General features: G+C 61.3%; 22 protein-coding genes and 1 tRNA gene. 14 read left to right on the top strand and 9 right to left on the bottom strand.

Annotated features, from left to right (window positions below):
* Positions 1 to 100: 100 nt before the first annotated feature.
* The 3 genes from AC0JZ8_RS09875 (at position 101) to AC0JZ8_RS09885 (ending at position 2842) form a co-directional block, all read left to right on the top strand.
* Positions 101 to 1234 carry a mechanosensitive ion channel family protein gene (locus AC0JZ8_RS09875; protein WP_062582441.1) on the top strand — a complete coding sequence of 378 codons (1134 nt, stop codon included), beginning with the start codon at positions 101 to 103 and terminating at the stop codon, positions 1232 to 1234.
* A gap of 178 nt (positions 1235 to 1412) precedes the next feature.
* Positions 1413 to 2609: a tRNA 2-thiouridine(34) synthase MnmA gene (gene mnmA / locus AC0JZ8_RS09880; protein ID WP_471892387.1), complete on the top strand. Its 1197-nt coding sequence runs from the start codon at positions 1413 to 1415 to the stop codon at positions 2607 to 2609.
* 156 nt (positions 2610 to 2765) lie between these two features.
* Positions 2766 to 2842: transfer RNA gene (locus AC0JZ8_RS09885), tRNA-Met, on the top strand.
* A gap of 143 nt (positions 2843 to 2985) precedes the next feature.
* Here AC0JZ8_RS09885 and AC0JZ8_RS09890 read toward each other — a convergent pair.
* The 6 genes from AC0JZ8_RS09890 to AC0JZ8_RS09915 form a co-directional block, all read right to left on the bottom strand.
* The gene (locus tag AC0JZ8_RS09890; protein ID WP_062460699.1) at positions 2986 to 3231 is read right to left on the bottom strand and encodes a hypothetical protein; all 246 of its coding nucleotides are present in this window, start codon (positions 3229 to 3231) and stop codon (positions 2986 to 2988) included.
* A 130-nt stretch (positions 3232 to 3361) separates the two neighbouring features.
* Positions 3362 to 4411 (bottom strand): sn-glycerol-3-phosphate import ATP-binding protein UgpC, encoded by a 1050-nt coding sequence (locus AC0JZ8_RS09895; RefSeq protein WP_209901748.1) that lies wholly within the window; start codon positions 4409 to 4411, stop codon positions 3362 to 3364.
* Positions 4411 to 5259: a sn-glycerol-3-phosphate ABC transporter permease UgpE gene (ugpE, locus tag AC0JZ8_RS09900; RefSeq protein ID WP_062460693.1), complete on the bottom strand. Its 849-nt coding sequence runs from the start codon at positions 5257 to 5259 to the stop codon at positions 4411 to 4413. The genes AC0JZ8_RS09895 and ugpE overlap by 1 nt, the downstream gene beginning before the upstream one ends.
* A 9-nt stretch (positions 5260 to 5268) precedes the next feature.
* On the bottom strand, positions 5269 to 6150 hold the full coding sequence (gene ugpA / locus AC0JZ8_RS09905) for a sn-glycerol-3-phosphate ABC transporter permease UgpA (RefSeq protein ID WP_062460690.1): 882 nt from the start codon (positions 6148 to 6150) through the stop codon (positions 5269 to 5271).
* Positions 6151 to 6218: 68 nt separating this feature from the next.
* Entirely contained in the window at positions 6219 to 7523 is a 1305-nt protein-coding gene (gene ugpB, locus AC0JZ8_RS09910) for a sn-glycerol-3-phosphate ABC transporter substrate-binding protein UgpB (RefSeq protein ID WP_471892388.1), read from the bottom strand.
* Positions 7524 to 7707: 184 nt separating this feature from the next.
* Positions 7708 to 8832 (bottom strand): metallophosphoesterase, encoded by a 1125-nt coding sequence (locus AC0JZ8_RS09915; protein WP_471892389.1) that lies wholly within the window; start codon positions 8830 to 8832, stop codon positions 7708 to 7710.
* A 410-nt stretch (positions 8833 to 9242) separates the two neighbouring features.
* Here AC0JZ8_RS09915 and AC0JZ8_RS09920 point away from each other — a divergent pair, with 410 nt between their 5' ends.
* Positions 9243 to 10688 (top strand): aldehyde dehydrogenase, encoded by a 1446-nt coding sequence (locus AC0JZ8_RS09920; protein ID WP_471892390.1) that lies wholly within the window; start codon positions 9243 to 9245, stop codon positions 10686 to 10688.
* 50 nt (positions 10689 to 10738) lie between these two features.
* Here AC0JZ8_RS09920 and AC0JZ8_RS09925 read toward each other — a convergent pair whose 3' ends face one another.
* The 3 genes from AC0JZ8_RS09925 to AC0JZ8_RS09935 all read right to left on the bottom strand — a co-directional run bounded on the left by AC0JZ8_RS09925 (position 10739) and on the right by AC0JZ8_RS09935 (position 14464).
* Entirely contained in the window at positions 10739 to 11734 is a 996-nt protein-coding gene (locus tag AC0JZ8_RS09925; protein ID WP_471892391.1) for an MDR family oxidoreductase, read from the bottom strand.
* Positions 11735 to 11857: 123 nt separating this feature from the next.
* Positions 11858 to 13804, bottom strand: coding sequence for an AI-2E family transporter (locus AC0JZ8_RS09930; protein ID WP_113109808.1), 1947 nt, complete (start codon positions 13802 to 13804; stop codon positions 11858 to 11860).
* Between the two features lie 195 nt (positions 13805 to 13999).
* Entirely contained in the window at positions 14000 to 14464 is a 465-nt protein-coding gene (locus tag AC0JZ8_RS09935; protein WP_471892392.1) for a hypothetical protein, read from the bottom strand.
* A 406-nt stretch (positions 14465 to 14870) separates the two neighbouring features.
* On the opposite strand from AC0JZ8_RS09935, the gene kdpF reads away from it, so the two are divergent.
* From kdpF to AC0JZ8_RS09985, 10 genes are all read left to right on the top strand, one after another.
* Entirely contained in the window at positions 14871 to 14960 is a 90-nt protein-coding gene (gene kdpF / locus AC0JZ8_RS09940) for a K(+)-transporting ATPase subunit F (RefSeq protein ID WP_062460674.1), read from the top strand.
* A gap of 33 nt (positions 14961 to 14993) precedes the next feature.
* Positions 14994 to 16697 carry a potassium-transporting ATPase subunit KdpA gene (gene kdpA / locus AC0JZ8_RS09945; protein ID WP_471892393.1) on the top strand — a complete coding sequence of 568 codons (1704 nt, stop codon included), beginning with the start codon at positions 14994 to 14996 and terminating at the stop codon, positions 16695 to 16697.
* Positions 16698 to 16706: 9 nt separating this feature from the next.
* Positions 16707 to 16862: a hypothetical protein gene (locus AC0JZ8_RS09950; protein ID WP_471892394.1), complete on the top strand. Its 156-nt coding sequence runs from the start codon at positions 16707 to 16709 to the stop codon at positions 16860 to 16862.
* A 41-nt stretch (positions 16863 to 16903) separates the two neighbouring features.
* Complete coding sequence (kdpB, locus tag AC0JZ8_RS09955) at positions 16904 to 18991, top strand: potassium-transporting ATPase subunit KdpB (protein ID WP_062460668.1); 2088 nt, start codon at positions 16904 to 16906, stop codon at positions 18989 to 18991.
* 12 nt (positions 18992 to 19003) lie between these two features.
* Positions 19004 to 19570: a potassium-transporting ATPase subunit KdpC gene (kdpC, locus tag AC0JZ8_RS09960; protein ID WP_471892395.1), complete on the top strand. Its 567-nt coding sequence runs from the start codon at positions 19004 to 19006 to the stop codon at positions 19568 to 19570.
* Positions 19571 to 19625: 55 nt separating this feature from the next.
* Entirely contained in the window at positions 19626 to 22328 is a 2703-nt protein-coding gene (locus tag AC0JZ8_RS09965; protein ID WP_471892396.1) for a DUF4118 domain-containing protein, read from the top strand.
* The gene (locus AC0JZ8_RS09970) at positions 22325 to 23014 is read left to right on the top strand and encodes a response regulator transcription factor (RefSeq protein WP_174196249.1); all 690 of its coding nucleotides are present in this window, start codon (positions 22325 to 22327) and stop codon (positions 23012 to 23014) included. Before AC0JZ8_RS09965 ends, AC0JZ8_RS09970 begins: the two co-directional genes overlap by 4 nt.
* Before the next feature lie 75 nt (positions 23015 to 23089).
* The gene (locus AC0JZ8_RS09975) at positions 23090 to 23761 is read left to right on the top strand and encodes a DUF2161 domain-containing phosphodiesterase (protein ID WP_471892397.1); all 672 of its coding nucleotides are present in this window, start codon (positions 23090 to 23092) and stop codon (positions 23759 to 23761) included.
* Positions 23762 to 23968: 207 nt separating this feature from the next.
* Positions 23969 to 24787: a GGDEF domain-containing protein gene (locus AC0JZ8_RS09980; protein WP_471892398.1), complete on the top strand. Its 819-nt coding sequence runs from the start codon at positions 23969 to 23971 to the stop codon at positions 24785 to 24787.
* 99 nt (positions 24788 to 24886) lie between these two features.
* Positions 24887 to 25312, top strand: coding sequence for a plastocyanin/azurin family copper-binding protein (locus AC0JZ8_RS09985; RefSeq protein WP_062582465.1), 426 nt, complete (start codon positions 24887 to 24889; stop codon positions 25310 to 25312).
* The last annotated feature ends 30 nt before the right edge of the window (positions 25313 to 25342 follow it).

Raw genomic sequence — 25342 nt, forward strand, 5'->3', positions numbered from 1 at the left:
CTCCTCGCCTCGTCTCCCAACGGCCGCCATGAAGACACCGCAACTGTGAAATTTTTGCGGCAGGGGTGTTTCATGCTGCACTGCACCCTAAATCGGTTGGATGGATTTTTTGATTACAGAGTTTCGTCAATATACCGACTGGCTGCCGAACTGGATGGTGAGCGTCGGCCTTCTCGTGGGCGCGGTCCTGATTGGTCTGGCGATCCACCGTTTCGCGTTCGGTATCTTCAAGCGGCTGGTGGAAGACAAGGACCTGTTCTGGCGATCGCTGGTGTCGCGCGGGCGCCGGCCGATGCGTTTGACGGTTCTGACATTCACTGTATCGTTTGCATCATCTATCGCACCGCTTGCGGCTCGACCCGCCGAAATCATCCGGCATGTGCTGCTGCTGGGTTTCATCCTCGTGCTCGGCTGGGTCGCAAAGACGGCTTTGCATATTTGGATGACGGTCTATCTGCGCCGCTTCAAGCTGGATGCGGAAGACAACCTTCTTGCCCGCACCCACGTGACCCAGTCGCGGATTGCCGAGCGCATTGCCGGCGCGATGATCGTCATCGTCACGGTCGCCGCGATGCTGATGACCTTCCCGGCCGTCCAGCAATACGGCGTCAGCGTGCTCGCCTCCGCCGGTGTCGCCGGTATCGTGCTGGGTCTTGCCCTGCAGCCCATGCTTAAAAACATCTTTGCCGGCATCCAGCTTGCCATCACGCAGCCGATCCGCATCGACGATGCGCTGATCGTCGAAGGGGAGTGGGGCAATGTCGAGGAGATCACGTCGACTTATGTGGTGGTGAAGCTGTGGGACTGGCGGCGCATGATTCTGCCGCTCTCCTATTTCATCGAGAATCCGTTCCAGAACTGGACCCGCGAAGGTTCGGCCCTGATTGGCACTGTGATGATCTATCTCGATTATTCCGTTCCCGTCAGCGCCATCAGGCGCAGGGTCGAGGAAATCGCCAACGAGTCGAAGATCTGGGACAGGCGCGTGGTCAATGTTCAGGTGACGGATTTCAAGGAAAGCGTGATGGAGATCCGTATCCTGGTCTCCGCCAACAACGCGCCGAAGACGTTCGACATGCGTTGCGAGATGCGCGAGAAGATCATCGACTTCGTTCAGCGGGAATATCCGGCAGCGCTGCCTCGTCTAAGGGCCGAAGGTGCGAGCAACAGCAACGGGCACGCAAACGGCGCCGTCGCGGATACGGCCCTGCGTCACGCGAACTTCCAGTCCTGATGTTGCTGCTCTCTGACACTGAGGGCACAGATGGGGTGAACGGGCTTCTCTTGCGCGCCAGCTCATTCCTTTCTATATCCTCTTTCTGAAAGCCTTTGCGCGGACGATCCCGCACATCTGGTGCCACTCTGCCGGCGTGCTTGCTGCCGCGGCCTGAGAGACTTTAAGAGAGTACCCCGTGAATACGCTGGATTTTGACAAGAAGCCGGAAGATACGCGCGTCGTGGTCGCCATGTCGGGCGGCGTGGATTCCTCCGTCGTGGCCGGCCTTTTGAAACGCGAAGGCTATGACGTGATCGGGATCACGCTTCAGCTCTACGATCACGGCGCGGCCGTGCACCGGGCGGGTTCCTGCTGCGCCGGCCAGGATATCGACGACGCGCGCCGGGTCTGCGAGACGCTTGGTATTCCGCATTACGTGCTCGACTATGAGAAGCGTTTCCGCGAGACGGTGATCAATCCATTTGCCGAAGCCTATGCGATGGGCGAAACGCCGGTTCCCTGCGTTGCCTGCAACCAGACGGTCAAGTTTGCCGATCTTTTGGCGACCGCGCGCGAGCTCGGGGCCGATGCTCTGGCGACCGGCCATTACATCCGTTCGGCGCCGAACCCCACGGCCGACAATCCGGGCCGGCGTGCGCTGTTCAGGCCGATCGATGCGGACCGCGACCAGAGCTGGTTCCTGTTTGCGACAACGCAGGAGCAGATCGACTACCTGCGCTTTCCGTTGGGTGGCATGGGCAAGGCGGAGGTGCGCGAGCTGGCCGAAGACATGGGGCTGGTGGTTGCCAAGAAGGCCGACAGCCAGGATATCTGTTTCGTCCCTGCCGGCAAATATGCCGATATCATCGCCAAGGTGAAGCCGAACTCGGCTTTGGTGGGCGATATCGTCCACATGGACGGCCGCGTGCTGGGCCGCCACGAGGGGATCGTCCATTACACGATCGGTCAGCGCAAGGGTCTGGGCGTTGCGACAGGCGAGCCGCTCTACGTGGTTTATCTCGATGCCCGCTCGCGCCGCGTCATCGTCGGGCCGAAGGAAGCGCTCGATACGCACCGCGTCTATCTGCGCGACGTCAACTGGATTGGCGACGGGACGCTGCAGGATGATGCGGGCAACGGCTTTGCGTGCTTTGCCAAGGTACGCTCGACGCGCCCGCCGTCACCTGCCACGCTGCATACGGATGAGCGCGGCGTCTATGTCGATCTGGCGATCGGCGAGCAGGGCGTGGCACCCGGTCAGGCCTGCGTTCTCTATTCCGCCGAAGGTGCCGATGCGCGCGTCCACGGCGGCGGCTTCGTCGAACGGTCCGAACGGGCGGCCGATGCCGAAGCATCGCTGAAGGCGCTTCTGGCGACCCCTGTAGCCGCTTGAAAGACCGGTTTTATTCGGCCTGGAGAATGAACGAGGGATCGGGAAAATAGCGGCTCAAATCTCGCCGTTTTTCTCCCATCCTGCGCTTGACACTTCAGTGACGCGGGTTCTATAAGCCGCACATCCAAACGGATCGAGACACTCGATCAACCCTGTGGCGGGGTAGCTCAGTTGGTGAGAGCGCAGGATTCATAACCCTGAGGTCGGCAGTTCAATTCTGCCCTCCGCTACCAAATTTCCCTAAATTTCTATCTGATCTCAGCTGTATCCTGCGGGTGATATCCGAGGCTTGGCCCGGATGCTTCTGCGCCCGCAGCTTCTCGGTGCGAAGTGCTGCAGCCCGCACATTTTCACAGGCAGCAGCTGTTGCGGAAAATCACTTCGCCCGCGCGGCCAGCGCCTTCGCCCGCTTCATCCTGGCGAGGCGTTTCTTTGCGAGGTTGCGGCGGTGCTTGCGAGCTCTGATCTTGAGCTTGGCCTCCCGGTTCTCCAGTCTTCGCTGCAGGCGGACCTGATCGCGGAAGTGCTTGTCGTACGCAAGCGCGCGCGCGCGAACTGCGAAGAACACGGCTGCAATCAGAAGGACCAGGAAACCCAGCAGTGTTACGAGAATGGTGACCATTATTGCGATGCGAACCTTTTTGCTCGCATGAGTAATAGCTCACTTTCCGATAGGGTCAATGTCGCGAAGTTGCAGGAGTGCGCAGGCGTCCGTCGAGAGCGCACTCCTGCGCATCTTTGCGCGTCCCGGATCAACCGGTACGTTCGATGCGCTTTCCGGCGCTGTCGAAAAGATGAAGGTGGTGGGGCGCTGTCGTCACGGGCAGTTTCTCGCCGATCGCGATGCGGGAGCGGCCGGGGACCCGGAAGACAAGAGGGCTTCCGTCCGACGTCGCACCATGGACGTAGCTTTCTGCTCCGACCAGTTCGACGGCGATGACCTCGACCTCGGCTCTGAAAGGCGAGGAAACCTCTCCCTCGGCAATCACGATGTCTTCCGGACGAATGCCGACGGTGGCGACAGTGGAGGGAAGGCCTTCGGCCACGCTCCAGCCGCCGGGCTTGCCAAGTGTCATCAGGTTCATTGACGGAGACCCGATGAAGGTTGCGACGAAGGTGGTCGCGGGTTTCTCGTAGAGCTCGATCGGCGTGCCGACCTGCTCGATCCGGCCGGCATTGAGGACGACGAGGCGGTCGGCGAGCGTCATCGCTTCCATCTGGTCGTGGGTGACGTAGATCGACGTCGTGGCCAAGGACCGCTGCAGACGGCGGATCTCGACCCGCATCTGCACGCGCAGTTTCGCGTCGAGGTTCGATAGCGGCTCGTCGAACAGGAAGGCTGCGGGCTTGCGCACGATCGCGCGGCCCATCGCCACACGCTGCCGCTGGCCGCCGGAAAGCTGCCGTGGCTTGCGGGCGAGGAACGGCTCGATTTCGAGTGCGCGCGCTGCCTCGGTGATGCGCCGTTCGATCTCGTCCTTCGAGGTTCCGCGGTTCTTCAGACCGTAGGCAAGGTTCTGCTTGACCGTCATGTGCGGATAGAGCGCGTAGTTCTGGAACACCATCGCGATATCGCGCTCGGCCGGTTCCATGTCGTTGACGCGCTTGCCGTTGATGATGACGTCACCACCGGTGATGCTTTCGAGCCCGGCAACCATGCGCAGCAGCGTGGACTTGCCGCAGCCGGATGGGCCGACCAGAACGATCATCTCGCCGTCTGCGATGTCCAGTGACACGCCCTTGATGGCGTCGATATTGCCGCCATAGACCTTGCGGACGTCTTTCAGTTCAATTGTTGCCATTACTTTTCGGTCTCCACCAAACCTTTGACGAACCAGCGCTGCATGAGCACCACGACGATGACGGGAGGGATGATTGCCAGGATCGCCGTGACCATGACGTAGTTCCAAGGAGTTGATGCATCAGTGAAATCGACCATGCGGCGCAGGCCGATGATGATCGTGTTCATCTCCGCGCGGTCGGTGACGAGCAGCGGCCAGAGATACTGGGTCCAGCCGTAGATAAACAGGATGACGAACAGGGCCGCGATATTGGTCGTCGACAGCGGCAGCAGGATATCGCGCATGAAGCGGAACGGTCCTGCATTGTCGATCCGCGCCGCCTCGACCATTTCGCCGGGAATGGTGAGGAAGAACTGGCGAAACAGGAAGGTCGCCGTTGCCGATGCCATCAGCGGCAGGGTGAGGCCGGCATAGGTGTTGAGCAGGCCGAGATCGACGATCACCTTGTAGGTCGGCAGGATGCGCACTTCGACCGGCAGCATCAGGGTGATGAAGATCATCCAGAAGAAGCCCATTCGGAACGGAAAGCGAAAGAAGACGATGGCGAATGCCGACAGGAACGAGATGATGATCTTGCCGACAGCAATCGCGACCGCCACCACGAAGCTGTTGAACAACAGCCGCTCCAGACTGACGCCGACGACGCGCTCGACACCGCCGGAAATGGACTCGCTATAGTTCTCGACCATATGGCCGCCAGGCAGCAGCGACAGCGGTGGTCGGATGATCGCGCTCGACGTCGCCGTCGAGGCAATGAATGTGTAGTAGATGGGGAAGGCGACGATGATGATCCCAAGGATCAGCATCAGATGCGCCATCAGGCGTGCGACAGGACGGTTCTCGATCATCTGATAATTTTACCCGTAATGGACGCGTCGCTCGACGAAGCGGAACTGGAAGGCGGTCAGCGCGATGACGATGACCATCAGGATCACCGACTGGGCCGCAGACGAACCGAGGTTGAGGTTCACGAAGCCGTCGTTGTAGACCTTGTAGACCAGTGTTTCGGTGGCCTTTGCCGGTCCGCCGCCGGTCACCGAATGGATGATGCCGAACGTGTCGAAGAAGGCGTAGACGGTGTTGACGACCAGAAGGAAGAAGGTGGTCGGTGCAAGCAGCGGGAAGACGATCGTCCAGAACCTTCGGCTGCCTCGCGCGCCATCGATCGCGGCGGCTTCGAGCAGGGATTTCGGGATTGCCTGCAGGCCGGCGACGAAGAACAGGAAATTGTAGCTGATCTGTTTCCAGGCGGCTGCCACAACGACGAGGGACATGGCTTGATCGCCGTTCAGCAGCGGGTCCCATGCAATGCCGTTGCGCCGCAGGATATAGGCGAACGTGCCCATGGCCGGGTTGAACATGAACAGCCACAGCATGCCGGCAACGGCCGGCGCCACCGCATAGGGGATGATCATCATCGTGCGGTAGAAACCCTTGCCGCGCACGACGGTATCGGCGGCGGTCGCCAGCAGAAGCGCGACACCCATGGAAAGCAGCGCGGTTGCCACGCTGAAGACGACGGTGACGCGGAGCGCGTGAAGATAGCTCTCGTCGGCCAGGATGGCGGAAAAGTTGGCGAAGCCGACAAAGCTGCTCTGCAGCCCGAACGGATCTTCGCGCATGGCCGACTGGTAGAGCGCCTGGCTGGCCGGCCAGAAGAAGAACACGACGGTCAGGACAATCTGCGGCGCCACCAGAAAATAGGGCAGCACCTTGTTAGGAAATACGACGCTTTGCACGGGCAGGCTCCGTTGAAATGCTGCAGGCCGCCCTCGACAGTCGCCGGGGCGGCCCTAACGCTTACCGCTTACTTGCCGATGGCTTGCTGGATGGCGGCATTGCCCCGCTGCACAGCCTTGTCGAGAGCGGCCTTGGCATCCTGCTTGCCGGCGAGCATCGATTCGAACTCTTCGTTCATGATGTCGCGGACCTGCGGCAGGTTGACGAGGCGAACGCCCTTGGAGTTCGCGGTCGGTGCCTTGCCCATCATCTGCAGCAACGGCGTTTCGCGGGCCGGGTTCTTCTCGTAGAAGCCGGATTTCTTCGTATCCTCATAGGCTGCCATCGTGACCGGCATGTAGCCGGAAACCTGGTGCAGCCTAGACTGGATCTTGGTTTGGGACAGGAAGTTGAAGAAGGTCGCGACCCCCTTGTATTCGGCATCGCTCTTGCCGCCGAAGACCCAGAGGCTGGCGCCGCCGGGGATGGTGTTCTGCGGGCGTCCCGGACCTTCTGCATAGGGCAGCTGGCCGATGCCGTATTTCAGGCCGGACTTGACGATGTCGCCCAGACCGCCGGAGGATTCGGTCAGGATGGCGCATTCGCCTGATGTGAACAACTGCTTGGCTTCAGACGTGCGGCCGCCGTAACGGAACGTGCCGTCCTTGGCGAGATCGGCGATTGCCTGGAAATGCTTGACGAAGGGTTCGGCGTTGAAGGCAAGCTTGACGTCAGTGCCGCCAAGGCCGTTTTCATTGCTGCCATAGGAAAGGTTGTTCCAGGCCGCAAAGTTTTCCGTCTGGATCCATGTGAGCCATGTCGAGGTAAAGCCGCAGGGAGCGGCACCGCTGGTCTTGATCTTCTTGGCAGCGTCAAACACCTCGCCCCAGGTCTTCGGCGGCGTGTCGGGGTTGAGCCCGGCCTTCTCGAAGATATCCTTGTTATAATAGAGGATTGGCGAGGACGAATTGTAGGGGAAGGACAGCATCGTGCCGTCAGGCTTCGAATAGTAGGCAACGATCCCCGGCAGGTACTGGCTCTTGTCGAATTTGAAGCCACCCTTTTCCAGAACGTCCGCAACCGGCACGATGGCGCCCTGGGCGCCCATCATGACGCCGCTGCCGGCGTCAAACACCTGCATGATGGCCGGTGGCTGCTTGGCGCGGAAGGCGGCGATGCCGGCGTTCAGCGTTTCCGGGTAGGTGCCCTTGAAGACAGGCATGACCTTGAAGTCCGACTGGCTTTCGTTGAATTCCTTGGCGAGCTGGTCGACAACCTCATTGTTGGCGCCGGTCATGGCGTGCCACCACGAGATTTCCGTTGCGGCCATGGCGGTTGATCCCATCAGAAACGATGCGGTCGCCAGAATTGCCGAGCCTGTAATGACTTTCATGAAAATTCCTCCCTTGGCATGAATACCGGTCGAGATCCTCCAATCCCGATCGACGCACCGTGTCGATGACGGCGCATTGGCGGCGACTATGTGTTGGCGAGAGCGCCCACGTCAACACCTGTCGTTCGCGGCGAGCCGATGGTTGTGGATAGAGAAAGCAGATGAAGCGGTGTCACTTCAGCCTTCAAAGCGGCTGACCGGCCCGAAGCGTGATCCGGGTCAGTTCGGAGGGAACACCGATCCGCAGCGCGAAACCGGGCCAAATGCCCGTGCCGTTGTTGACGTAGAGGGTCATCCCGCCGATCTGATAGCGGCCCGAAACAAAGCCGTTGTTGGCGCGTGCGACCACGCGATCAAGGCCGACAACCATGCCGCCATGGGTATGTCCCGACAGCTGGAGGGCGATCCCCGATGCGGCGGCTTTCTGTGCCAACCTGGGCTGATGGTCGAGAAGAATGATCGGCGCGTCGGCGGGGGCATCCGCAATAGCCGTATCAAGGTCCGGGGCCGGCGCTCCGTGTCCGCGTGCCGAAAGGTCCGTGACACCGGCCAGCACGAGCCTGCCGCTCCCTCGCGTCAGCACAACGTGGGCATTCTGAAGCATCGTCATGTTCAAGGTTTCGAGGTGGCGCATCCAGTCCCGGTAATCGAAGAAGTATTCGTGGTTGCCAGGGATGGCATAGACCCCATCGCGCGCCCGCAGGCTTGCCAGCGATGCGACGTCGCCGCGGCGGTCTGCGACGCTGCCGTCGATAAAGTCTCCCGTGATGACGATGAGGTCCGCATCGAGCGCGTTGGTTTTCGATACGACCGCCTCGGCCCATTTCGCTGGGAACAGCCGGCTGATGTGGAGATCGGTCAGCTGGACGAGGCGATAGCCCTCGAATTCCGGCGGCAGGTTTGCGATTGCAATCTCGATGTCGTTGAGTGGCGGTACACGGATTGCCTGGCTGACACCATAGGCGGAAAGGCAGAGCGCGACGCCACCCATGGCATAACGGAGCCCGGCGGGTGCGGCGGGGAAGTGTCCGTTGAAGGGCATGATCAGGAGCGAGGCGACATCGAGTGCGATCTGGAAGACGGCCACGAAAACGATCGCGCCAAACAGGAGGTTGAACGCAATGATCAGCGGTCGCGGAAACTCCGGCGAAAAGACCGAGCCGGAGGAGAGCCGGCTGAAGAAATGGTATTGCGAGGCGATCAGCAGAAGCACCGCCACTGCCACCTTCGCCGACCAGTGCCAGGGCAGCGGCTGAATGAAGCGGAAGACGACAATCAGCCAGGGCAGTCCAAAGATGAGATGAAACATTGGGTACTTTCAGTTGCGCATGTCGACTGCGGCGCCGGTTCCGCAATCCTACCTATCCCTCGTCGATAGGGTGTGAAAGAGCCGAGCGGGCCGTGTCTGCTCGAAGTAGCGCAGATCAGTCCCGTATCTTTCCGTTTGACGGCTTGAGGCAAGTGCCATGTTCGTGGCTGCGGCTGTTTGATCCTCCCCTTGAGTCGCGGCTGGAGTTCGTTAACATGCCTGTTGGAGGAGGGGCTTCGCTTCTCGATGGAAACCGCGGAGACTGACGGTCAGACTGTGCGAAGTCATGCGCAGGCTGACTGTTTGTTCGCGCGATCGGTCGAGAAAGCGGACGTGTGATGCTGTCGTTTACGGCTGTGGCGCATCCCTCGAAGCTGGCTATCTGTTTTCCCAAAAAAAAGGACGCGACCTTGGACATCAAACAGATCATCGGCGGCCAGTTGGCCGACGCCATTTCGGGCAAGACGTTCGAACGGATCAATCCCTTTACGGGCGATGTCGCGAGCCGATCGCCGGCGTCCGGCATCGAGGATGCCAAGGCAGCCGTCGCCGCAGCGCAGACCGCCTTTCCGGCATGGTCGACGACCGGTCCCGGTGCGCGTCGCGCGCTTCTCAACAAGGCGGCCGATGTTCTTGCGTCCAAGGGTGGCGAGCTCACCGAGCTGATGACCGCCGAGACCGGCGCGACCGGCGGATGGGCCGGCTTCAACGCGCATCTTGCGGCAAACATGCTGCGGGAAGCCGCGGCCATGACGACCCAGATCCAGGGTGAGATCATCCCGTCGGACAAGCCCGGAAACCTGTCGATGGCGATGCGCCAACCGGTCGGCGTCTGCCTTGGCATCGCGCCGTGGAATGCACCGATCATTCTCGGCGTGCGGGCCATCGCCATGGCGCTTGCCTGCGGTAACACGGTCATCCTCAAGGCCTCCGAAGCATGCCCCGGACTGCATGTCGCGATCGGCAAGGTGTTTATCGAGGCCGGTTTCCCGGATGGAGTCGTCAACGTCATCACCAATGCACCCGAGGATGCCGCCGTCGTTGTCGAGGCGCTGGTTTCGGCACCCGAAGTCCGCCGCGTCAACTTTACCGGTTCCACCAAGGTCGGCCGCATCATCGGCGAACTCTGCGGCCGCCATCTGAAGCCGGCGCTTCTCGAACTGGGCGGCAAGGCACCGATGCTCGTGCTTGAGGACGCCGATATCGATGCGGCCGTCAACGGCGCGATCTTCGGCTCGTTCATCAACATGGGCCAGGTCTGCATGGCGACCGAAAAGCTGATCGTCCACGACAAGATCGCCGATGAATTCGTGGCTAAACTGTCCGAGCGCGCAGCCAAGCTTCCGGCGGGCGATCCCCGCGGTCACGTCGTGCTCGGTTCGCTGGTGACAATCGGTGCCGCGGAGAAGATGGAAGAGATCATTGCCGACGCGATCGCCAAGGGGGCCAGTCTCACCGCGGGCGGCAAGCGCACCGGCAGCGTCGTGGAGGCTACGGTGCTCGATCACGTCAAGCCCGGCATGCGCATCTATGACGAGGAGTGCTTCGGTCCGGTCAAGCCGATCATCCGGGTCAAGGACGAGGAGGAGGCGATCCGGATCGCCAACGATACTGAATACGGTCTCTCGGGTTCGGTCTACAGCCGCGATATCCAGCGCGCGCTCGCCGTCGCCGGCCGGGTGCAATCGGGGATCTGCCACATCAACGGCCCCTCTGTCGCGGATGAGGCACAGATGCCGTTCGGCGGCGTCAAGGGCTCCGGCTATGGCCGCTTCGGCGGCAGGGCTGCGAGCAACGAATTCACCGATCTGCGCTGGATCACCATCGAGGATCCGCACCAGCACTATCCGTTCTAGCGCGAACGCGGCTGAAGAGGGAGGCCGGCCATTGCGTACGGCGCGCGGGGTTACCTCGTGACGTCGATCACGATCCGGCCGCGCACCTTGCCGGCGATGATCTCTTCTGCCAGTTGCGGCAGGTTGGACATCGGTTCCGTTCTGGTGATGGCGGCAAGCTTTCGGCTGTCGAGATCGCGGGCAAGGCGCGACCAGGCGGTGAGGCGTTGTTGGCGCGAGGCCATGACCGAGTCGACCCCGATCAGGGTGACGGCGCGCAGGATATGGGGAAGGACCGTCGCTGGCAGGTCGGGTCCGCCGGCAAGGCCGCAGGCTGCGATTGCGCAGCCCCGCATGGTCTGCGACAAGGCGTTGGCAAGCGTCGTCGAGCCGACGCTGTCGATGCCGCCGGTCCAGCGCTCCGTCTGCAGCGGGCCGCCCTTTTCGGCAAGCGTCGTGCGATCGATGAAGCTGGTGGCACCGAGCGAGGCCAGATAGTCGTGGGTTTCGGGGCGACCGGTCGAGGCTGTGACGACGTAGCCGCGCGCCGCCAGAAGCGCGATCGCCACCGAGCCGACGCCACCGGCGGCGCCGGTCACGAGGACTTCGCCTGCGCCGGGTTTAATCGAGCCCCATTTTTCAAGCGCGTCGACGCAGAGTGCCGCGGTATAGCCGGCCGTGCCGATTGCCATCGCCTGTTCCATCGTGAAGGCGTCGGGCAGCGGGATCAGCCATTCCGGTTTGACCCGCTGGTAGCGGGTATAGGCGCCCCATTCCGTTTCTGACAGGCCCCAGCCGTTCACGACCACCTTGTCGTCCGGCTTCCAATCCGGGGAGCGTGATTCGACCACGGTTCCGGCAAGATCGATGCCGCCGACCATCGGCATGCGGCGGGCGATCCGGCCCTTGCCGGTGATGGCCAGACCGTCCTTGTAGTTGACCGTCGAATAGGCAATCTCGACCAGAACGTCATTGTCAGGCAGATCGGCGAGGGAGATTTCCCGGAAGGCGCCTTTCGGCTTGCCGTCGACGGTATCGATCACCATGGCGGTAAATGTCTCGGTCATGTCCATGCCTCCCGGGCTCTTCAGGTCTTGACGAGTTGAACCTTGTCTATCCAGATCTCGATGCACTCAGGCGCGTCGGCATCCATGACCCCACAGGTCAGGCCTGCCTGCGGGGTGCTCCGATCAGGCGACGAGCGGCGTGGTCTTGCGCTCGCGAGGCCGGCCGATCCGCTTCGGCGCCTTGATCTCGACCGCCTGGGCGGTGGTCAGCGCGCCACGAACCGCATCGGAAATGGTGGTGACGACAAAGTCTGCATCGATGTCCTCTGTCGCAAGGGGGCTTTCCCGCTGACCGTCAACGCCGGTGATCATGATCCCCACCCGAACCGACGGCTTCTGTCGCTTGAACCGGCGGACGGCCTGGCGGGCGTGGGCTTTGGAGCCGCCATTGAGGAAAGCGATGAGGACCGTGTCGACGTCGGTCAGGTTCATCAGGCTTACCGTCTTGCCGCTCACGGCCGTGTGGTCGGCCTGAGACACGGTGGCGCCCTGAATGGCGAGAACCTGCGACAACATGGCGGCCGCGGCATCGTCAATCGCGCCTCTGCCGCCGAGGCAAAGAACGGATTTCCCTTCGCCGCTGGGCAGGTCGATTTCACCGGTGATCTGCTCTGTGACAGCGGCTTCGCCTTCGACCGGATCGTCTTCCGCTTCTTCCTCGATCGCGATCTCCGCCAGATTGCCAATCAGCGTCTGGGTGGTGGAGGCAAACAGGGCAATCTGGGCCTCGCTCATCACGCCGCGCTGCCGGTCGAGTTCACCCAGCCTGAGTGCAGGCAGTCCGACTTTTTCATAATAGTCGACGAGATACTCCTCCTCGAGAAAATCCTCCGCGTTGTCGGTCGCCTCGTTGGGATCGCCGGCAAGCAGTCTCTGGTAGAGTTTTTCCTGCGGTTGCAGAACCGGCTCATTGCCGAGCAGCACGTCGAGAAAGCTGAATTGCGGGACGTAGCGACCGAGAACGACGAGACAGACGGTGAGGGGCGTCGAAAGCATCAGCCCGACAGGCCCCCACAGCCACGACCAGAAGATGGCCGAGACGATGATGGCGAGCGGCGAAAGCCCCGTATGGCTTCCATAGAGCCACGGTTCGACGACGTTGTTGCTGACGAGTTCGGTGACGATAAACAGTGCGGCGACCCAGGCAACCAGCGACCATCCGGGGGCAATAGCCAGTGCCAGAAACAGCGGCAGGATCATGCCGATGACCGGACCGATGTAGGGGACAAAGCGCAGGACGAGCGTCAACAGTCCCCACAGGATGGCGTTCGGGATGCCGAGCAGCCAGAGGCCGATCGAGATCGGCAAGGCATACAGCGCGTTGACGACCAACTGCATCAGCAGATATTTGCCGACGCGTTTTCCCGCGTCCTGAAGAGCCGCCGTTGTCCTGTGGAGATCGCCGAGGCCGACAAGGCGTATGAACCGGTCGCGCAGTTCCTCCCGCTCAAGCAGCATGAAAATCACGAGGACGATAACCAGACCCGCGGTTGCAAAGGGACTGATGAGTGGCAGAATGAAATTGCCGAGCGTTTCGATCGGGTTGGCGCGGGTTACGATCTCGACAGGCATCGGATCGCGACGCTTGATCTGTGGCGGCGCGTCTTCCTTGCTTTCTTCGGCGTTGTCCTGCAGTTCCGAGCCTATGCGCTCGACGACCTTACTGAGATGTTCGAAAACGCCGTTGCCGGAGCCCGCCTGGCTGAGAGAGTGCACCTTAGCGACGATGTTGCGCTGATAGGTCGGAATATTGTCCGCGAGATTGGCGACCTGTCCGGCCACGATGAAACCGAAGGCTGCAATGACAAAAAACGCGGTGGCGACGGCGAGGAGGACGGCGGCGATCCTCGGGACGTAGCGCTTGCGCAGGAAACTGACGATGGGTGCGAGCGTGAAGGTAAGAAGGAGTGCGAGCGCAAGCGGCACAAACACTTCCTGGCCGACATAGAGGATCACCGCCACGCCGATGAGAATAAGGATCGTTCGGCCCGAAAGGGTCGGCGCGCTCAGCCCTACAGGCTTGTTCGCGATCCCCGCCGCTGCGATAGCCCCTTTACTCATGTCGCTCATAGCCGTCCCCGATTGAATGCGCTGCTGCCAGAAGCCAGGCATGACAGTGTAAATGCGCTTGGAACAAAACTTATCGAGCGGTGACGCAAAAATAATTCGCGACAGCCGTTTGCGGGTCACGCTGACGGGGAAAGTGGAAGCGTTCAAGCCAAGCAAAACCGCAAGTCGTTGCGGCACGGTTTGTCCCAGAAACGATTAGCTGGACGCAAATCGCGAGAGCGAGACCTCGGCCGACCATTCGAGATCGCCGGGGTTGTAGTGGACGTCCCGTTCGGAAAACGACAGCGGATTGAGGCCGTAGCACTCGGTCCAGCTGCCGCCCGGCTCGATGATCTTGTCGCTTCGAAGCGTTGCCCTGTAGATCAGCGAGCTGTGACCCGCCTGGCGTGCACTCAGCGTGAAGGATGTCGCGAGCAGCTGTCTGTCCGCGTTGTTGGTGAAGGTGACGGAGACGGGCGCGCCGGGTGCCTTGCATGTCTCGCCTCCGGAGCTTGCGACCACGGCGACGGATTGGTTGGTCGGCACTTTCGAGTTGATCTGTCCCGACATCAGCCAGAGGCCGACATAAAGCACAGCCAGAACGGCCACCGCCACTATCCCCGCCCGTCGCGAGTACAGGTAGAGAACCACGACGGCTGCTGCGCCTATTACCCAAATCATCGCGCACCTGTCTTTTCCGGAGTGATATCAACTCCGTATATGTAAGGATTTGGAGGTTAAACCGCAACGGGAACTCCGCAAAGGCCAAGCCCTAAGCGGCCGACGGCAAGGTACCGACACGCGAGCGTGCGGGCAAATTCCTATGCGGTTTATATTTCTTAGGCTTCTGGGCCATCTCGAATCCCTATGGGGTTCCGCCGCATATTGAGGACGAGACGGATCGTGATCGTCTCCAGCCGGAGAGAGAATGACGCGTTATCAGAACGACGCCCTTCCTGGCTGACACCACGAACAACCAGGATTCCAGAACAATGATGGATCTTATTCTCGTCGCGGCGACCGTTGCCTTTTTCGGTCTCTGCCTGGTCTATACCCGCGCCTGCGACAGGCTTTGAGGAGGGATGCCATGACCCTCGATTATATCCTCGGCGGCGGTGTGACCGTTTTCCTCGCCCTCTACCTCACCTATGCTCTCATTCGCCCCGAACGCTTCTGACCAAAGCTTCAGCTTGCCCGAAAGTCTCTTCCCATGACCTTCAACGGATGGCTACAGATCCTCGTCTATTGCGGGATCCTCCTTCTGCTCGTCAAACCGCTCGGGGCCTATATGACCCTTGTGTTTTCCGGCGGGCGTACCTTTCTCTCCCCCGTGTTCGGTCCGCTCGAACGCGGGCTCTACGCGCTGGCCGGCACAAGCGAGCGTGAAGAGCAGCATTGGACCGCCTATGCGTTTTCCGTGCTGATGTTCAATCTCGCCGGTTTCCTGCTTTTATACGGTATCCTGCGGCTGCAGGACGTTCTGCCGATGAACCCGGCAGGTCTCGCATCGCCCGGACCGGAATTGTCGTTCAACACCGCTGTCAGCTTTGTCGCCAACACCAACTGGCAGAGTTACGGCGGCGAAAGCACCATGTCCTATTTCAGCCAGATGACTGGTCTCGCGGTGCAGAACTTTGCCTCGGCTGCGACAGGCATGGCGATCGCCATCGGTCTCATTCGCGCGTTTTCGCGGGCATCGGGCAAGGCGATCGGCAATTTCTGGGTCGATACGACCCGCGCCACGCTCTACATCCTCCTGCCGCTCTGCGTCGTGCTGACGCTTATCTATGTCTCGCTCGGCGTTCCCCAGACGTTTTCGGCCTATGTCAATGCCACGACGCTTGAAGGCGTCCAGCAGACGATTGCGGTCGGCCCTGTCGCGTCGCAGCTTGCCATTAAGATGCTCGGCACCAATGGCGGCGGTTTCTTCAACGCCAATTCGGCGCATCCCTTCGAAAACCCCGACAGCATTTCCAACATGATCCAGATGCTGTCGATCTTTGCGATCGGTGCCGCCTTTACCAACGTGTTCGGCCGGATGGTCGGCAACCAGCGCCAGGGCTGGGCGATCCTCGCCTCGATGGGCATCCTGTTTCTGGCCGGCGTCACCGTCGTCTACTGGGCAGAAGCCTCCGGAAACCCTATCATGCATACGCTTGGCCTTTCGGGCGGCAACATGGAGGGCAAGGAAGTCCGCTTCGGCGTTGTCATGTCGTCGCTGTTTGCCGTGATTACCACTGCGGCCTCGTGCGGTGCGGTCAATGCCATGCACGGCTCGTTCACGGCACTCGGCGGGCTTATTCCTCTGATCAACATGCAGCTTGGCGAAGTCATCGTCGGCGGTGTCGGCGCAGGGTTCTACGGCATCGTGCTGTTCATCATCGTCGCCGTGTTCGTGGCGGGTCTGATGGTTGGCCGTACGCCGGAATATCTGGGCAAGAAGATCGAGGGCAAGGACATGAAGATGGCTCTTCTCGCCATTCTCTGCCTGCCGCTCGCCATGCTGATCTTTACGGCTGTCGCCAGCGTGTTGCCGTCGGCGGTCGCCTCGATCGGGACTGCCGGTCCGCACGGCTTCTCCGAGATCCTCTATGCCTATACCTCGGCTGCCGCCAATAACGGCTCCGCCTTCGGGGGACTGTCCGCCAACACGCCCTGGTTCAACATCACGCTCGGCATCGGCATGCTGATGGGCCGCTTCCTGGTCATCATTCCGGCGCTGGCAATTGCCGGTTCGCTGGTCGCCAAGAAGACGGTTCCGGCGTCTGCCGGCACGTTCCCGACCGACGGCCCCCTGTTTGTCGGTCTGCTGGTCGGCACGATCATGATCGTCGGTGGCCTTACCTTCCTGCCGTCACTGGCGCTCGGTCCCGTCGTCGAGCACCTGATGATGATCGCCGGCCAAACGTTCTGAGGTCGCACCATGCGTAACCGTCAGACGCACCCCGCACAGTCTCCTCCCGTCACGCCAAAGCGTGGCGGGACGGTCTCCCGCTGGTGGTGCGGATCGAACGCCATTCTCGTGATGATGACGGCCGTGCTCGCCATCGTCGCAACACTAGAAATCCTTCGTGGCTGACCTTTTCCCGGTCGCCTCCCTTTCCAAGGCTGGAGCCTCATATGAGCCAGGCAAAATCCGATAGCGCACCAAGATCCGCAAGTATCCTGGACAAGCGCATCCTCGTTCCGGCAATCGGCGGTGCTTTCACCAAGCTGAACCCGAAAACCCTCGTCAAAAACCCGGTCATGTTCGTCGTGGCCACGGTGTCGGTGCTGACCACCGTTCTGTTCCTGCGCGATCTCGCCGCCGGCAGCGACGACCTGGGCTTCTCACTGCAGCTCAACATCTGGCTCTGGTTCACCGTCCTTTTTGCCAATTTCGCGGAAGCGGTTGCCGAAGGACGTGGCAAGGCGCAGGCGGAATCGCTGCGCAAGGCCCGCACCGAGGTCCAGGCAAAACTTCTCACCGGCAAAGAGCGGACCGATTTCCAGATGGTCGCCGGCACCACTCTCAAGCTGAACGACATCGTTCTCGTCGAAGCCGGGGACATCATTCCCTCCGATGGGGAAGTGATCGAGGGCGTCGCCTCCGTCAACGAAGCCGCGATCACGGGTGAATCTGCTCCGGTCATCCGCGAATCCGGTGGTGACCGCTCGGCTGTGACAGGCGGCACGCAGGTCCTGTCCGACTGGATCCGCGTGCGCATCACGGCAGCCGCCGGTTCGACCTTTATCGACCGGATGATTTCGCTCGTCGAAGGCGCGGAACGTCAGAAGACCCCGAACGAAATCGCGCTCAACATCCTTCTCGCGGGCATGACGCTGATCTTCGTTCTGGCAACTGCGACCATTCCGGCGTTTGCCTCCTATGCGGGCGGCTCCATCCCCGTCATCGTGCTGGTCGCGCTGTTCGTGACACTGATCCCGACGACGATCGGCGCCCTGTTGTCGGCGATCGGCATTGCCGGCATGGACCGTCTGGTGCGCTTCAACGTGCTCGCCATGTCCGGCCGCGCAGTTGAGGCTGCCGGCGATGTGGATACGCTTCTCCTCGACAAGACCGGCACGATCACGCTCGGCAACCGCCAGGCGACGTCCTTCCGTCCGGTCAAGGGCGTGTCGGAACAGGACCTTGCCGATGCAGCCCAACTGGCCTCGCTTGCCGACGAAACGCCTGAGGGACGTTCCGTCGTCGTGCTTGCCAAGGAAAAATACGCGATCCGCAGCCGCGACATGGCGAGCCTGAAGGCAACCTTCGTTCCGTTCACGGCACAGACCCGCATGAGCGGTGTCGATCTGGACGGAGAGCAGATCCGCAAGGGTGCCGTCGATTCCATCCTTTCCTATATACGCCAGAATGCCGTGGCCGGTGGGCCCGTCACGCAGGACGCCGTTCTGGTGGAATGCCAGGCGATCGCCGACGAGATCGCCAAGGCCGGCGGCACGCCGCTGGCCGTTGCCCGCGGCGGGAGGCTGCTCGGCGTCATCCAGCTCAAGGATATCGTCAAGGGCGGCATCCGCGAGCGGTTTGCCGAATTGCGCCGCATGGGTATCCGTACCGTGATGATCACCGGCGACAATCCGATGACGGCGGCAGCGATTGCGGCCGAGGCGGGGGTCGACGACTTCCTTGCCCAGGCCACGCCCGAAAACAAGCTGTCGCTGATCCGCGAGGAGCAGGCCAAGGGCAAACTGGTCGCCATGTGCGGCGACGGCACCAACGATGCGCCGGCGCTCGCCCAGGCCGATGTCGGCGTCGCCATGAACACCGGCACGGTGGCGGCGCGCGAAGCCGGCAACATGGTCGATCTCGACAGCGATCCGACCAAGCTCATCGAGATCGTCGAGATCGGCAAACAGTTGCTGATGACCCGCGGCGCGCTGACGACGTTTTCGATCGCCAACGACATCGCCAAATACTTTGCGATCATCCCGGCCATGTTCCTGGCCTTCTATCCGCAACTCGGCGTTCTCAACGTGATGGGACTGGCGACACCGCAAAGCGCCATCCTGTCGGCGATCATCTTCAACGCGCTGATCATCGTTGCCCTGATCCCGCTGTCGCTGCGCGGCGTCAAATACCGCGCCGTCGGCGCCGGTGCGCTGCTGTCGCGCAACCTTCTGATCTACGGCCTCGGCGGTATCATCCTTCCCTTCTTTGCCATCAAGGCGATCGACATGGTCATCACAACCATCGGTCTTGCCTAAGGAGCATTCGTCATGTTGAAACAGATCCGTCCGGCAATCGTCATGATCGTTGCCGTCACCGTCATCACCGGTCTTGTCTATCCGTTTGCCATGACCGGCATCGCCCAGGCGATCTTCCCCGTCCAGGCGAATGGCAGCCTGATCGAACAGAATGGAAAGGTCGTCGGCTCCGCGCTGATCGGCCAGGCTTTCACCGGCGAGCAGTTTTTCCATGGTCGCCCGTCCGCTGCAGGCGATGGCTATAACGCAGCCTCGTCGTCCGGTTCCAACCTCGGCCCGACCAGCCAGAAGCTGATCGACCGCGTGAAGGCCGACACGGAGGCTGCGAAAGCGACCAACCCGGGCGCGGATGTGCCGATCGACCTCGTCACCGCATCGGGCAGTGGTCTCGATCCGCATATCTCGCCGGAAGCGGCGCTGTTTCAGGTACAGCGTGTTGCAAGGGCGCGCAGCATGGATGAAGGGGCCGTTCGCGCCCTAGTCGAGCGGCATATCGAACAGCGGGAACTGGGCTTTCTGGGTGAGCCAGTGGTGAATGTGTTGGCGCTGAATATGGCGCTCGACGCCGAGAAGTCGTAGTTGAACGAGCGGCGGTCAGTTTGGCCGCCGCTCGTTTGCGGAACGAAAGACCTCCATGCCGGACGCAAAACACGAAGGCGCTAGCAGACCATCACCGGACGCTCTTCTCGAGTACGCCCGGCAGGAGGGGCGTGGCCGCCTGAAGATCTTTCTCGGGGCCGCACCCGGCGTCGGAAAGACCTATGAAATGCTGATGTCCGGCCGCAGCCGAAAGGCCGACGGGATAGATTTGGCGATCGGCGCGGTCGAAACCCATGGACGCAAGGAAACCGAAGCGCTGGTCGAGGGCTTCGAAATGATTCCCCGCCGCGTGTTCGACTATCGCGGCCAGCAGCTCGACGAGATGGATCTCGATGCGATCCTTGCCAGGAAGCCCCGTCTGGTTCTGGTCGATGAACTGGCTCACACCAACGCCCCCGGCAGCCGCCACCCGAAGCGATATCTCGATGTCCTCGAAATCCTTGCCAGTGGCATCGACGTCTTTTCGACGCTCAATATCCAGCATGTCGAGAGCCTGAACGACATCGTCGCGCAGATCACCCGTATCCGCGTTCGGGAAACGGTGCCGGACTCGGTGATCGACCGCGCCGACGATATCGAAATCATCGATATTACGCCGCAGGATCTGATCAAGCGTCTGCATGACGGCAAGGTCTATCTGCCGACGACTGCGCGCCGTGCGGTCGAGAATTATTTCTCTCCGGGCAACCTGACGGCGCTGCGCGAACTGGCGCTGCGTCGCACGGCGCAGCGGGTCGATGATCAGCTCCTCAATCACATGCAGGCGCATGCCATCGCGGGTCCCTGGGCTGCGGGCGAACGCATTCTCGTTTGCCTCGATCATGGCCGAAACGGTGCGGCACTGGTGCGCTACGCAAGACGGCAGGCAGACAGGCTGCGGGCACCCTTGACGGCGCTGCATCTGGAGACGCCCGGATCCGCCAATCTGGGCGAGGCCGACAAGGACCGGCTATCGGCTGCGATGCGGCTCGCCGAACAGCTCGGCGCCGAAACCGTGACACTGCCCGCCTCGCGGGTGTCGCGGGAGATCATCGCCTACGCCAATGCCAACAACTTCAATCACCTGATCATCGGCAAGTCCACCAAGCCGCGCTGGCGGGAGCTCTTGGATGGGTCGATCACCCACGATCTGATCCGCTATTCCGGGGCGATCAGCGTCCACGTAATGTCCGGCGGCAGCGAAGAGGCCGTATCTCCAGGTGTGCGGACAGCGCTGCCGGCGAAGAAGCTCAATCCGAAACATTATATCCGCGCATCGCTGTTCATGACGGCTGCAGTTGCGATCGGCACGCTGCTCGACCGGGCGCTCGACGTGCAGAACCTGGCGCTCGTCTTTCTGATGGGGGTGCTCGCTTCGGCAATCCGGGGAGGGCTGGGGCCGGGTCTCTATGCGTCCTTCATCGGCGCTCTCGCCTTCAATTTCTTCTTTCTCGAGCCGCGGTTCACGTTCACGATCCGAGATCCGGAAAGCGTCGTTGCGCTTCTCTCGTTTCTCGGAACAGCCGTTGTCGCGAGCAATCTGGCCGCTTCGGTTCAACGGCAGGCGATCGCCGCCCGGCAGAGAGCGCGCACGACCGAGGATCTCTACCTGTTCTCGAAGAAGCTTGCTGGAACCGGGACGCTTGACGACGTGCTCTGGGCAACCGCGTTCCAGATTGCCTCCATGCTGAAGGTTCGAGTTGTCATTCTGTTGCCCGAGAACGACACCCTCGCCGTCCGGGCCGGCTATCCGCCTGATGACACGCTTGTCGATGCCGACATCGCGGCGGCGAAGTGGACATGGGAACACAATCGTCCGGCCGGCCGCGCTGCCGATACGTTACCCGGCGCCAAGCGGTTGTACCTGCCGTTGCGCACCGGACGCGGGGCGATCGGCGTTGTCGGGCTCGATAACGACCGGCAGGGACCATTGCTCACCCCGGACCAGCAGCGTCTGTTCGATGCGCTGGCCGATCAGGCCGCACTCGCGATCGAGCGCATTCAACTCGTCGCTGATGTCGACAAGGCAAAGCTTGCCGCCGAGACGGACAAGTTGCGCACCGCGCTGCTGACCTCGCTTTCCCATGACTTGAAGACGCCACTTTCGGCCGTGCTCGGGTCGGCGAGCACGCTCAAGGATTTCGGGGCGAACCTGACCGATCACTCGCGAGACGAACTTCTGACCACCGTGATCGAAGAGTCCGAGCGGCTCAACCGGTTCATCGTCAACCTGCTCGACATGACGCGCATCGGTTCCGGCGCCATGGAGCCAAACTTTGCGCTTCATTATGTCGGCGATATCGTCGGGACAGCACTGAAGCGGGCGCAGAAAATTACTGCGGATCACAAGCTGAAGGTGGCTATTCCATCCGAAATGCCGATGATCAGAAGCGATCCGGTCCTTCTGGAGCAGGCACTCTTCAATCTCATCGACAATGCGGCCAAATATGCGCCAGAGGGCACAACGATTGAAGTTCTGGGCTGGTCAGATGCGAAATACGTCACCCTCGCCGTTCTGGACGAGGGGCCGGGGATCCCCGATGCCGACCTGGAACGGGTGTTCGACACTTTCTACCGGGTGCGCAAGATCGATCATGTCAAGGCCGGCACGGGCCTTGGACTGTCCATCAGCCGCGGTTTCATCGAAGCGATGGGTGGGCGTCTGACGGCGGGAAACAGACCAGCGGGTGAGGGAGCGATCTTTACGATCCGTATGCCAATTCCGGCCCAGCTGCAGATTGACGGAGACATGCGATGAACCAGGCCGCCACGAGAATTCTGGTCGTCGATGACGAGCCGCCGATCCGCAAGCTGTTGCGGGTCGGGCTTTCGACGCAGGATTTCGTCATCATCGAAGCGCCGAACGCGAGGACCGCGATGGAGCTCGTGGCTGCCGATCAGCCCGACCTCGTTCTGCTGGATCTCGGCCTGCCCGATATGGCCGGGCACGATCTTCTGGCGAAATGGCGGGCCGAGGGGCTGACGCTGCCGATCGTGATCCTGTCGAGCCGGACGGATGAGGAGGGGATCGTCAAGGCGCTGGAAATGGGTGCCGACGACTATCTCACCAAGCCGTTCAACATGAACGAGCTGATTGCGCGGATCCGGGTTGCGTTGCGCCACCGGCTGCAGACCCAGGGCGAAAAGCCGATCTTCCAGACGGGTGATCTCAGTGTCGATCTCGTCCGGCGCGTGGTCAAGGTGAAGGGCGAGGAGGTGAAGTTCTCCCGCAAGGAATACGACATCCTGCGAATCCTCGTGCAGCATGCGGGGCGCGTGCTGACCCACCGGTACCTGATCGATCAGGTCTGGGGGGAGGTCACCGACATCCAGTATCTGCGCATCTACGTGCGCCAGATCCGCCAGAAGATCGAGGAAATGCCCGACCAGCCGCGATACATCCTGACCGAAACGGGCGTCGGCTACCGGCTGGCCGAAAGCTGAAATCCGGCCGCGGGGTGATCTGGCCGGTTGATCGGTGTATGTCTGCAGCCTGATTCCCGACTGTGATGCGCATCCATGGAAACCTCCCTCTATCTACCGGTCAAATCCTTCCTCGAGACTGCAGGCTATGTGGTGAAGGGCGAAGTCGGCGGCTGTGATCTCGTTGGTCTGAGCGAGGGCGATCCGACCGTCGTCGTGATCTGCGAGCTCAAGCTGAGCTTCAATCTCGAGCTCATTCTGCAGGCGGTCGACAGGGCGGCTATCGCGGACGAGGTGTGGATTGCGGCAAAGCTTTCGCTGAAGGGCAAGGGCCGCGAAACGGACAAGCGCTACCGCGACCTCTGCCGCCGGCTTGGCATCGGTATTCTCGGCGTTTCGGCCGCAGGAGATGTGAGCGTCATCGTCGGCTCCGTGTCGCCGATGCCGCGGACCAATCCGAAACGACGTTCCAGGCTGATGCGCGAACACCAGAAGAGACGCGGCGATCCCGTGCTGGGCGGCAGTACGCGGGTTCCCGTCATGACCGCCTATCGCCAGCAGGCGCTTAGCTGCGCCGCCATGGTCTCCAACGGTCCGTCCCGCGTGCGCGATATCAGGGCGGTTGCCCCGGATGCCGGCAAGATCCTGCTTTCCAACGTCTATGGATGGTTCGAGCGGCTCGACAGAGGCGTCTACGGCCTCACCGAAGCTGGCCGTGAGGCATTGAAGAGATGGCCTCAGACTGATCCCCGCCCTTCTGACGTTTGATTACGGGCAGGGGCTCCCACGACCACGCCAATGTTCCATGGCTGCATCAGTTTGATGAGGAAATGCGAGAATTATTTGCGACACTTAATCGCAAATTAACTTGTGTTCGGATTCACGAAGTCTCAATGCGTTTGTAGTTCAGTGTGGCGAGCTGAAAGCCGCCAGGCGCGTCCGCGTGGTCGCTTCGAACAGTATTGGAATTATCGCATGCTTGCTTTGATCGACCGCTACATCAAGCAGGCCTGTGCGTCGGACCGGTTCGAGACGCGACGCAAAGTCCTCGCATTCGCTTTGCTCATGACCGTTTGCGTCACCGTTGTTGCCGACATTCTCAACGTTGCGGCCCACTACACGCTTCATGGATTGGGATGGCTGCCGTATGACGTCGTGCCCGCCGCAACGGTTGGGGTTATCATCTCGACTGTCGTTGCATCGGCGCTGACATTTTCGATCGTCTATATCGTTGGTCTAGCAATCCATCACCTCACGATCTCCCGGGCGGCTTTCGAGCATTTGAGCCGAACGGACATGTTGTCGGGGCTGATGAATCGGCGAGCGTTCCTGGATGAGGTGACGCGCGCTCCCGCCGCATCTTCTCTCATCCTGTTCGATATCGATAAATTCAAAGCGATCAACGACCGCTTTGGCCACGATATCGGGGACCAGGCCATCATTGCAGTTGCGCATCAGCTCGCCGAGATCTTTTCGCAAAGTCGTGCCGTTGCCCGGATCGGTGGTGAGGAGTTCGCAGTCCTCGTGTCAGCGCTTTCGCCGACGGAGCGTCTCTCGCTCGCGCACCGCTGCAGGGCCCTGATTGCTGCGCGGCCCATACAAGCGGGCAAAAGGCAGGTCGATATCACGGTGTCCGGTGGCGTTGCGGACCAGGAGGACTACCCTACGTTCGAGGATCTCTACAAGGCCTCCGACAAGGCGCTGTTCGTTGCCAAGGCGTCCGGGCGCAATTGTGTCGTTCACAGCAAAGACATCGCGGTCATTCTCGACGCGCATAAGGTGGCCACGATGTAACGGCCTGTCCGGTAGGCGGCGAGAACACGCTCCAATTCGTTCAGGCCGCTGTCAGCTTGCCGTCATACCCATCCGGTGATGACAACCGGAGGTAAACCCATGCTCACAATCCGAAACACCGCTATTGCACTTGCCCTTTTCGTTGCTGCAACGCCTGCACTGGCCGGCTCTATGGTCAAGGTTGTCGAGTCCGGCGAAGCGGGTGAGCCGATGACGTTGACGATGGATCAGACGACCGTTCCGGCAGGCGACACAACGTTTATGGTCCACAACGACGCGACGACCGAGGAGCACGAAATGGTGCTCGTCAAGTTGAAGTCGCCAGATCAGACACTCACCGTGGTCAAGGCCAAACATCGCGTCGATGAGAAGACGCTGAAAAGCCTTGGCGAAGTCGCCGATCTGAAGCCCGGTGCCGATGGCCAGTTGAAGGCCAAGCTTGTCCCCGGAACGTATATGCTCTTTTGCAACATCAAGGGCCATTACGAAGCCGGCATGCATGCGACCCTCACGGTGACGAAGTAATCACCGCTTGCTTGCGGGCTCCGCCGCCTC

This window comes from Velazquezella soli (assembly GCF_977018685.1).

Bases quoted from the DNA above. Each gene is read 5' to 3' on its own strand.
- AC0JZ8_RS09965 (WP_471892396.1), top strand. From the start codon at position 19,626: ATGCCGGACGCAAAACACGAAGGCGCTAGCAGACCATCACCGGACGCT.
- AC0JZ8_RS09970 (WP_174196249.1), top strand. From the start codon at position 22,325: ATGAACCAGGCCGCCACGAGAATTCTGGTCGTCGATGACGAGCCGCCG.
- AC0JZ8_RS09890 (WP_062460699.1), bottom strand. From the start codon at position 3,231: ATGGTCACCATTCTCGTAACACTGCTGGGTTTCCTGGTCCTTCTGATT.
- AC0JZ8_RS09935 (WP_471892392.1), bottom strand. From the start codon at position 14,464: ATGATTTGGGTAATAGGCGCAGCAGCCGTCGTGGTTCTCTACCTGTAC.
- kdpB (WP_062460668.1), top strand. From the start codon at position 16,904: ATGAGCCAGGCAAAATCCGATAGCGCACCAAGATCCGCAAGTATCCTG.
- AC0JZ8_RS09980 (WP_471892398.1), top strand. From the start codon at position 23,969: ATGCTTGCTTTGATCGACCGCTACATCAAGCAGGCCTGTGCGTCGGAC.
- AC0JZ8_RS09930 (WP_113109808.1), bottom strand. From the start codon at position 13,804: ATGAGCGACATGAGTAAAGGGGCTATCGCAGCGGCGGGGATCGCGAAC.
- kdpC (WP_471892395.1), top strand. From the start codon at position 19,004: ATGTTGAAACAGATCCGTCCGGCAATCGTCATGATCGTTGCCGTCACC.
- AC0JZ8_RS09950 (WP_471892394.1), top strand. From the start codon at position 16,707: ATGCGTAACCGTCAGACGCACCCCGCACAGTCTCCTCCCGTCACGCCA.
- AC0JZ8_RS09985 (WP_062582465.1), top strand. From the start codon at position 24,887: ATGCTCACAATCCGAAACACCGCTATTGCACTTGCCCTTTTCGTTGCT.
- AC0JZ8_RS09895 (WP_209901748.1), bottom strand. From the start codon at position 4,411: ATGGCAACAATTGAACTGAAAGACGTCCGCAAGGTCTATGGCGGCAAT.
- AC0JZ8_RS09915 (WP_471892389.1), bottom strand. From the start codon at position 8,832: ATGTTTCATCTCATCTTTGGACTGCCCTGGCTGATTGTCGTCTTCCGC.
- ugpB (WP_471892388.1), bottom strand. From the start codon at position 7,523: ATGAAAGTCATTACAGGCTCGGCAATTCTGGCGACCGCATCGTTTCTG.
- kdpF (WP_062460674.1), top strand. From the start codon at position 14,871: ATGACCCTCGATTATATCCTCGGCGGCGGTGTGACCGTTTTCCTCGCC.
- ugpE (WP_062460693.1), bottom strand. From the start codon at position 5,259: ATGATCGAGAACCGTCCTGTCGCACGCCTGATGGCGCATCTGATGCTG.
- AC0JZ8_RS09875 (WP_062582441.1), top strand. From the start codon at position 101: ATGGATTTTTTGATTACAGAGTTTCGTCAATATACCGACTGGCTGCCG.
- kdpA (WP_471892393.1), top strand. From the start codon at position 14,994: ATGACCTTCAACGGATGGCTACAGATCCTCGTCTATTGCGGGATCCTC.
- AC0JZ8_RS09925 (WP_471892391.1), bottom strand. From the start codon at position 11,734: ATGACCGAGACATTTACCGCCATGGTGATCGATACCGTCGACGGCAAG.
- AC0JZ8_RS09975 (WP_471892397.1), top strand. From the start codon at position 23,090: ATGGAAACCTCCCTCTATCTACCGGTCAAATCCTTCCTCGAGACTGCA.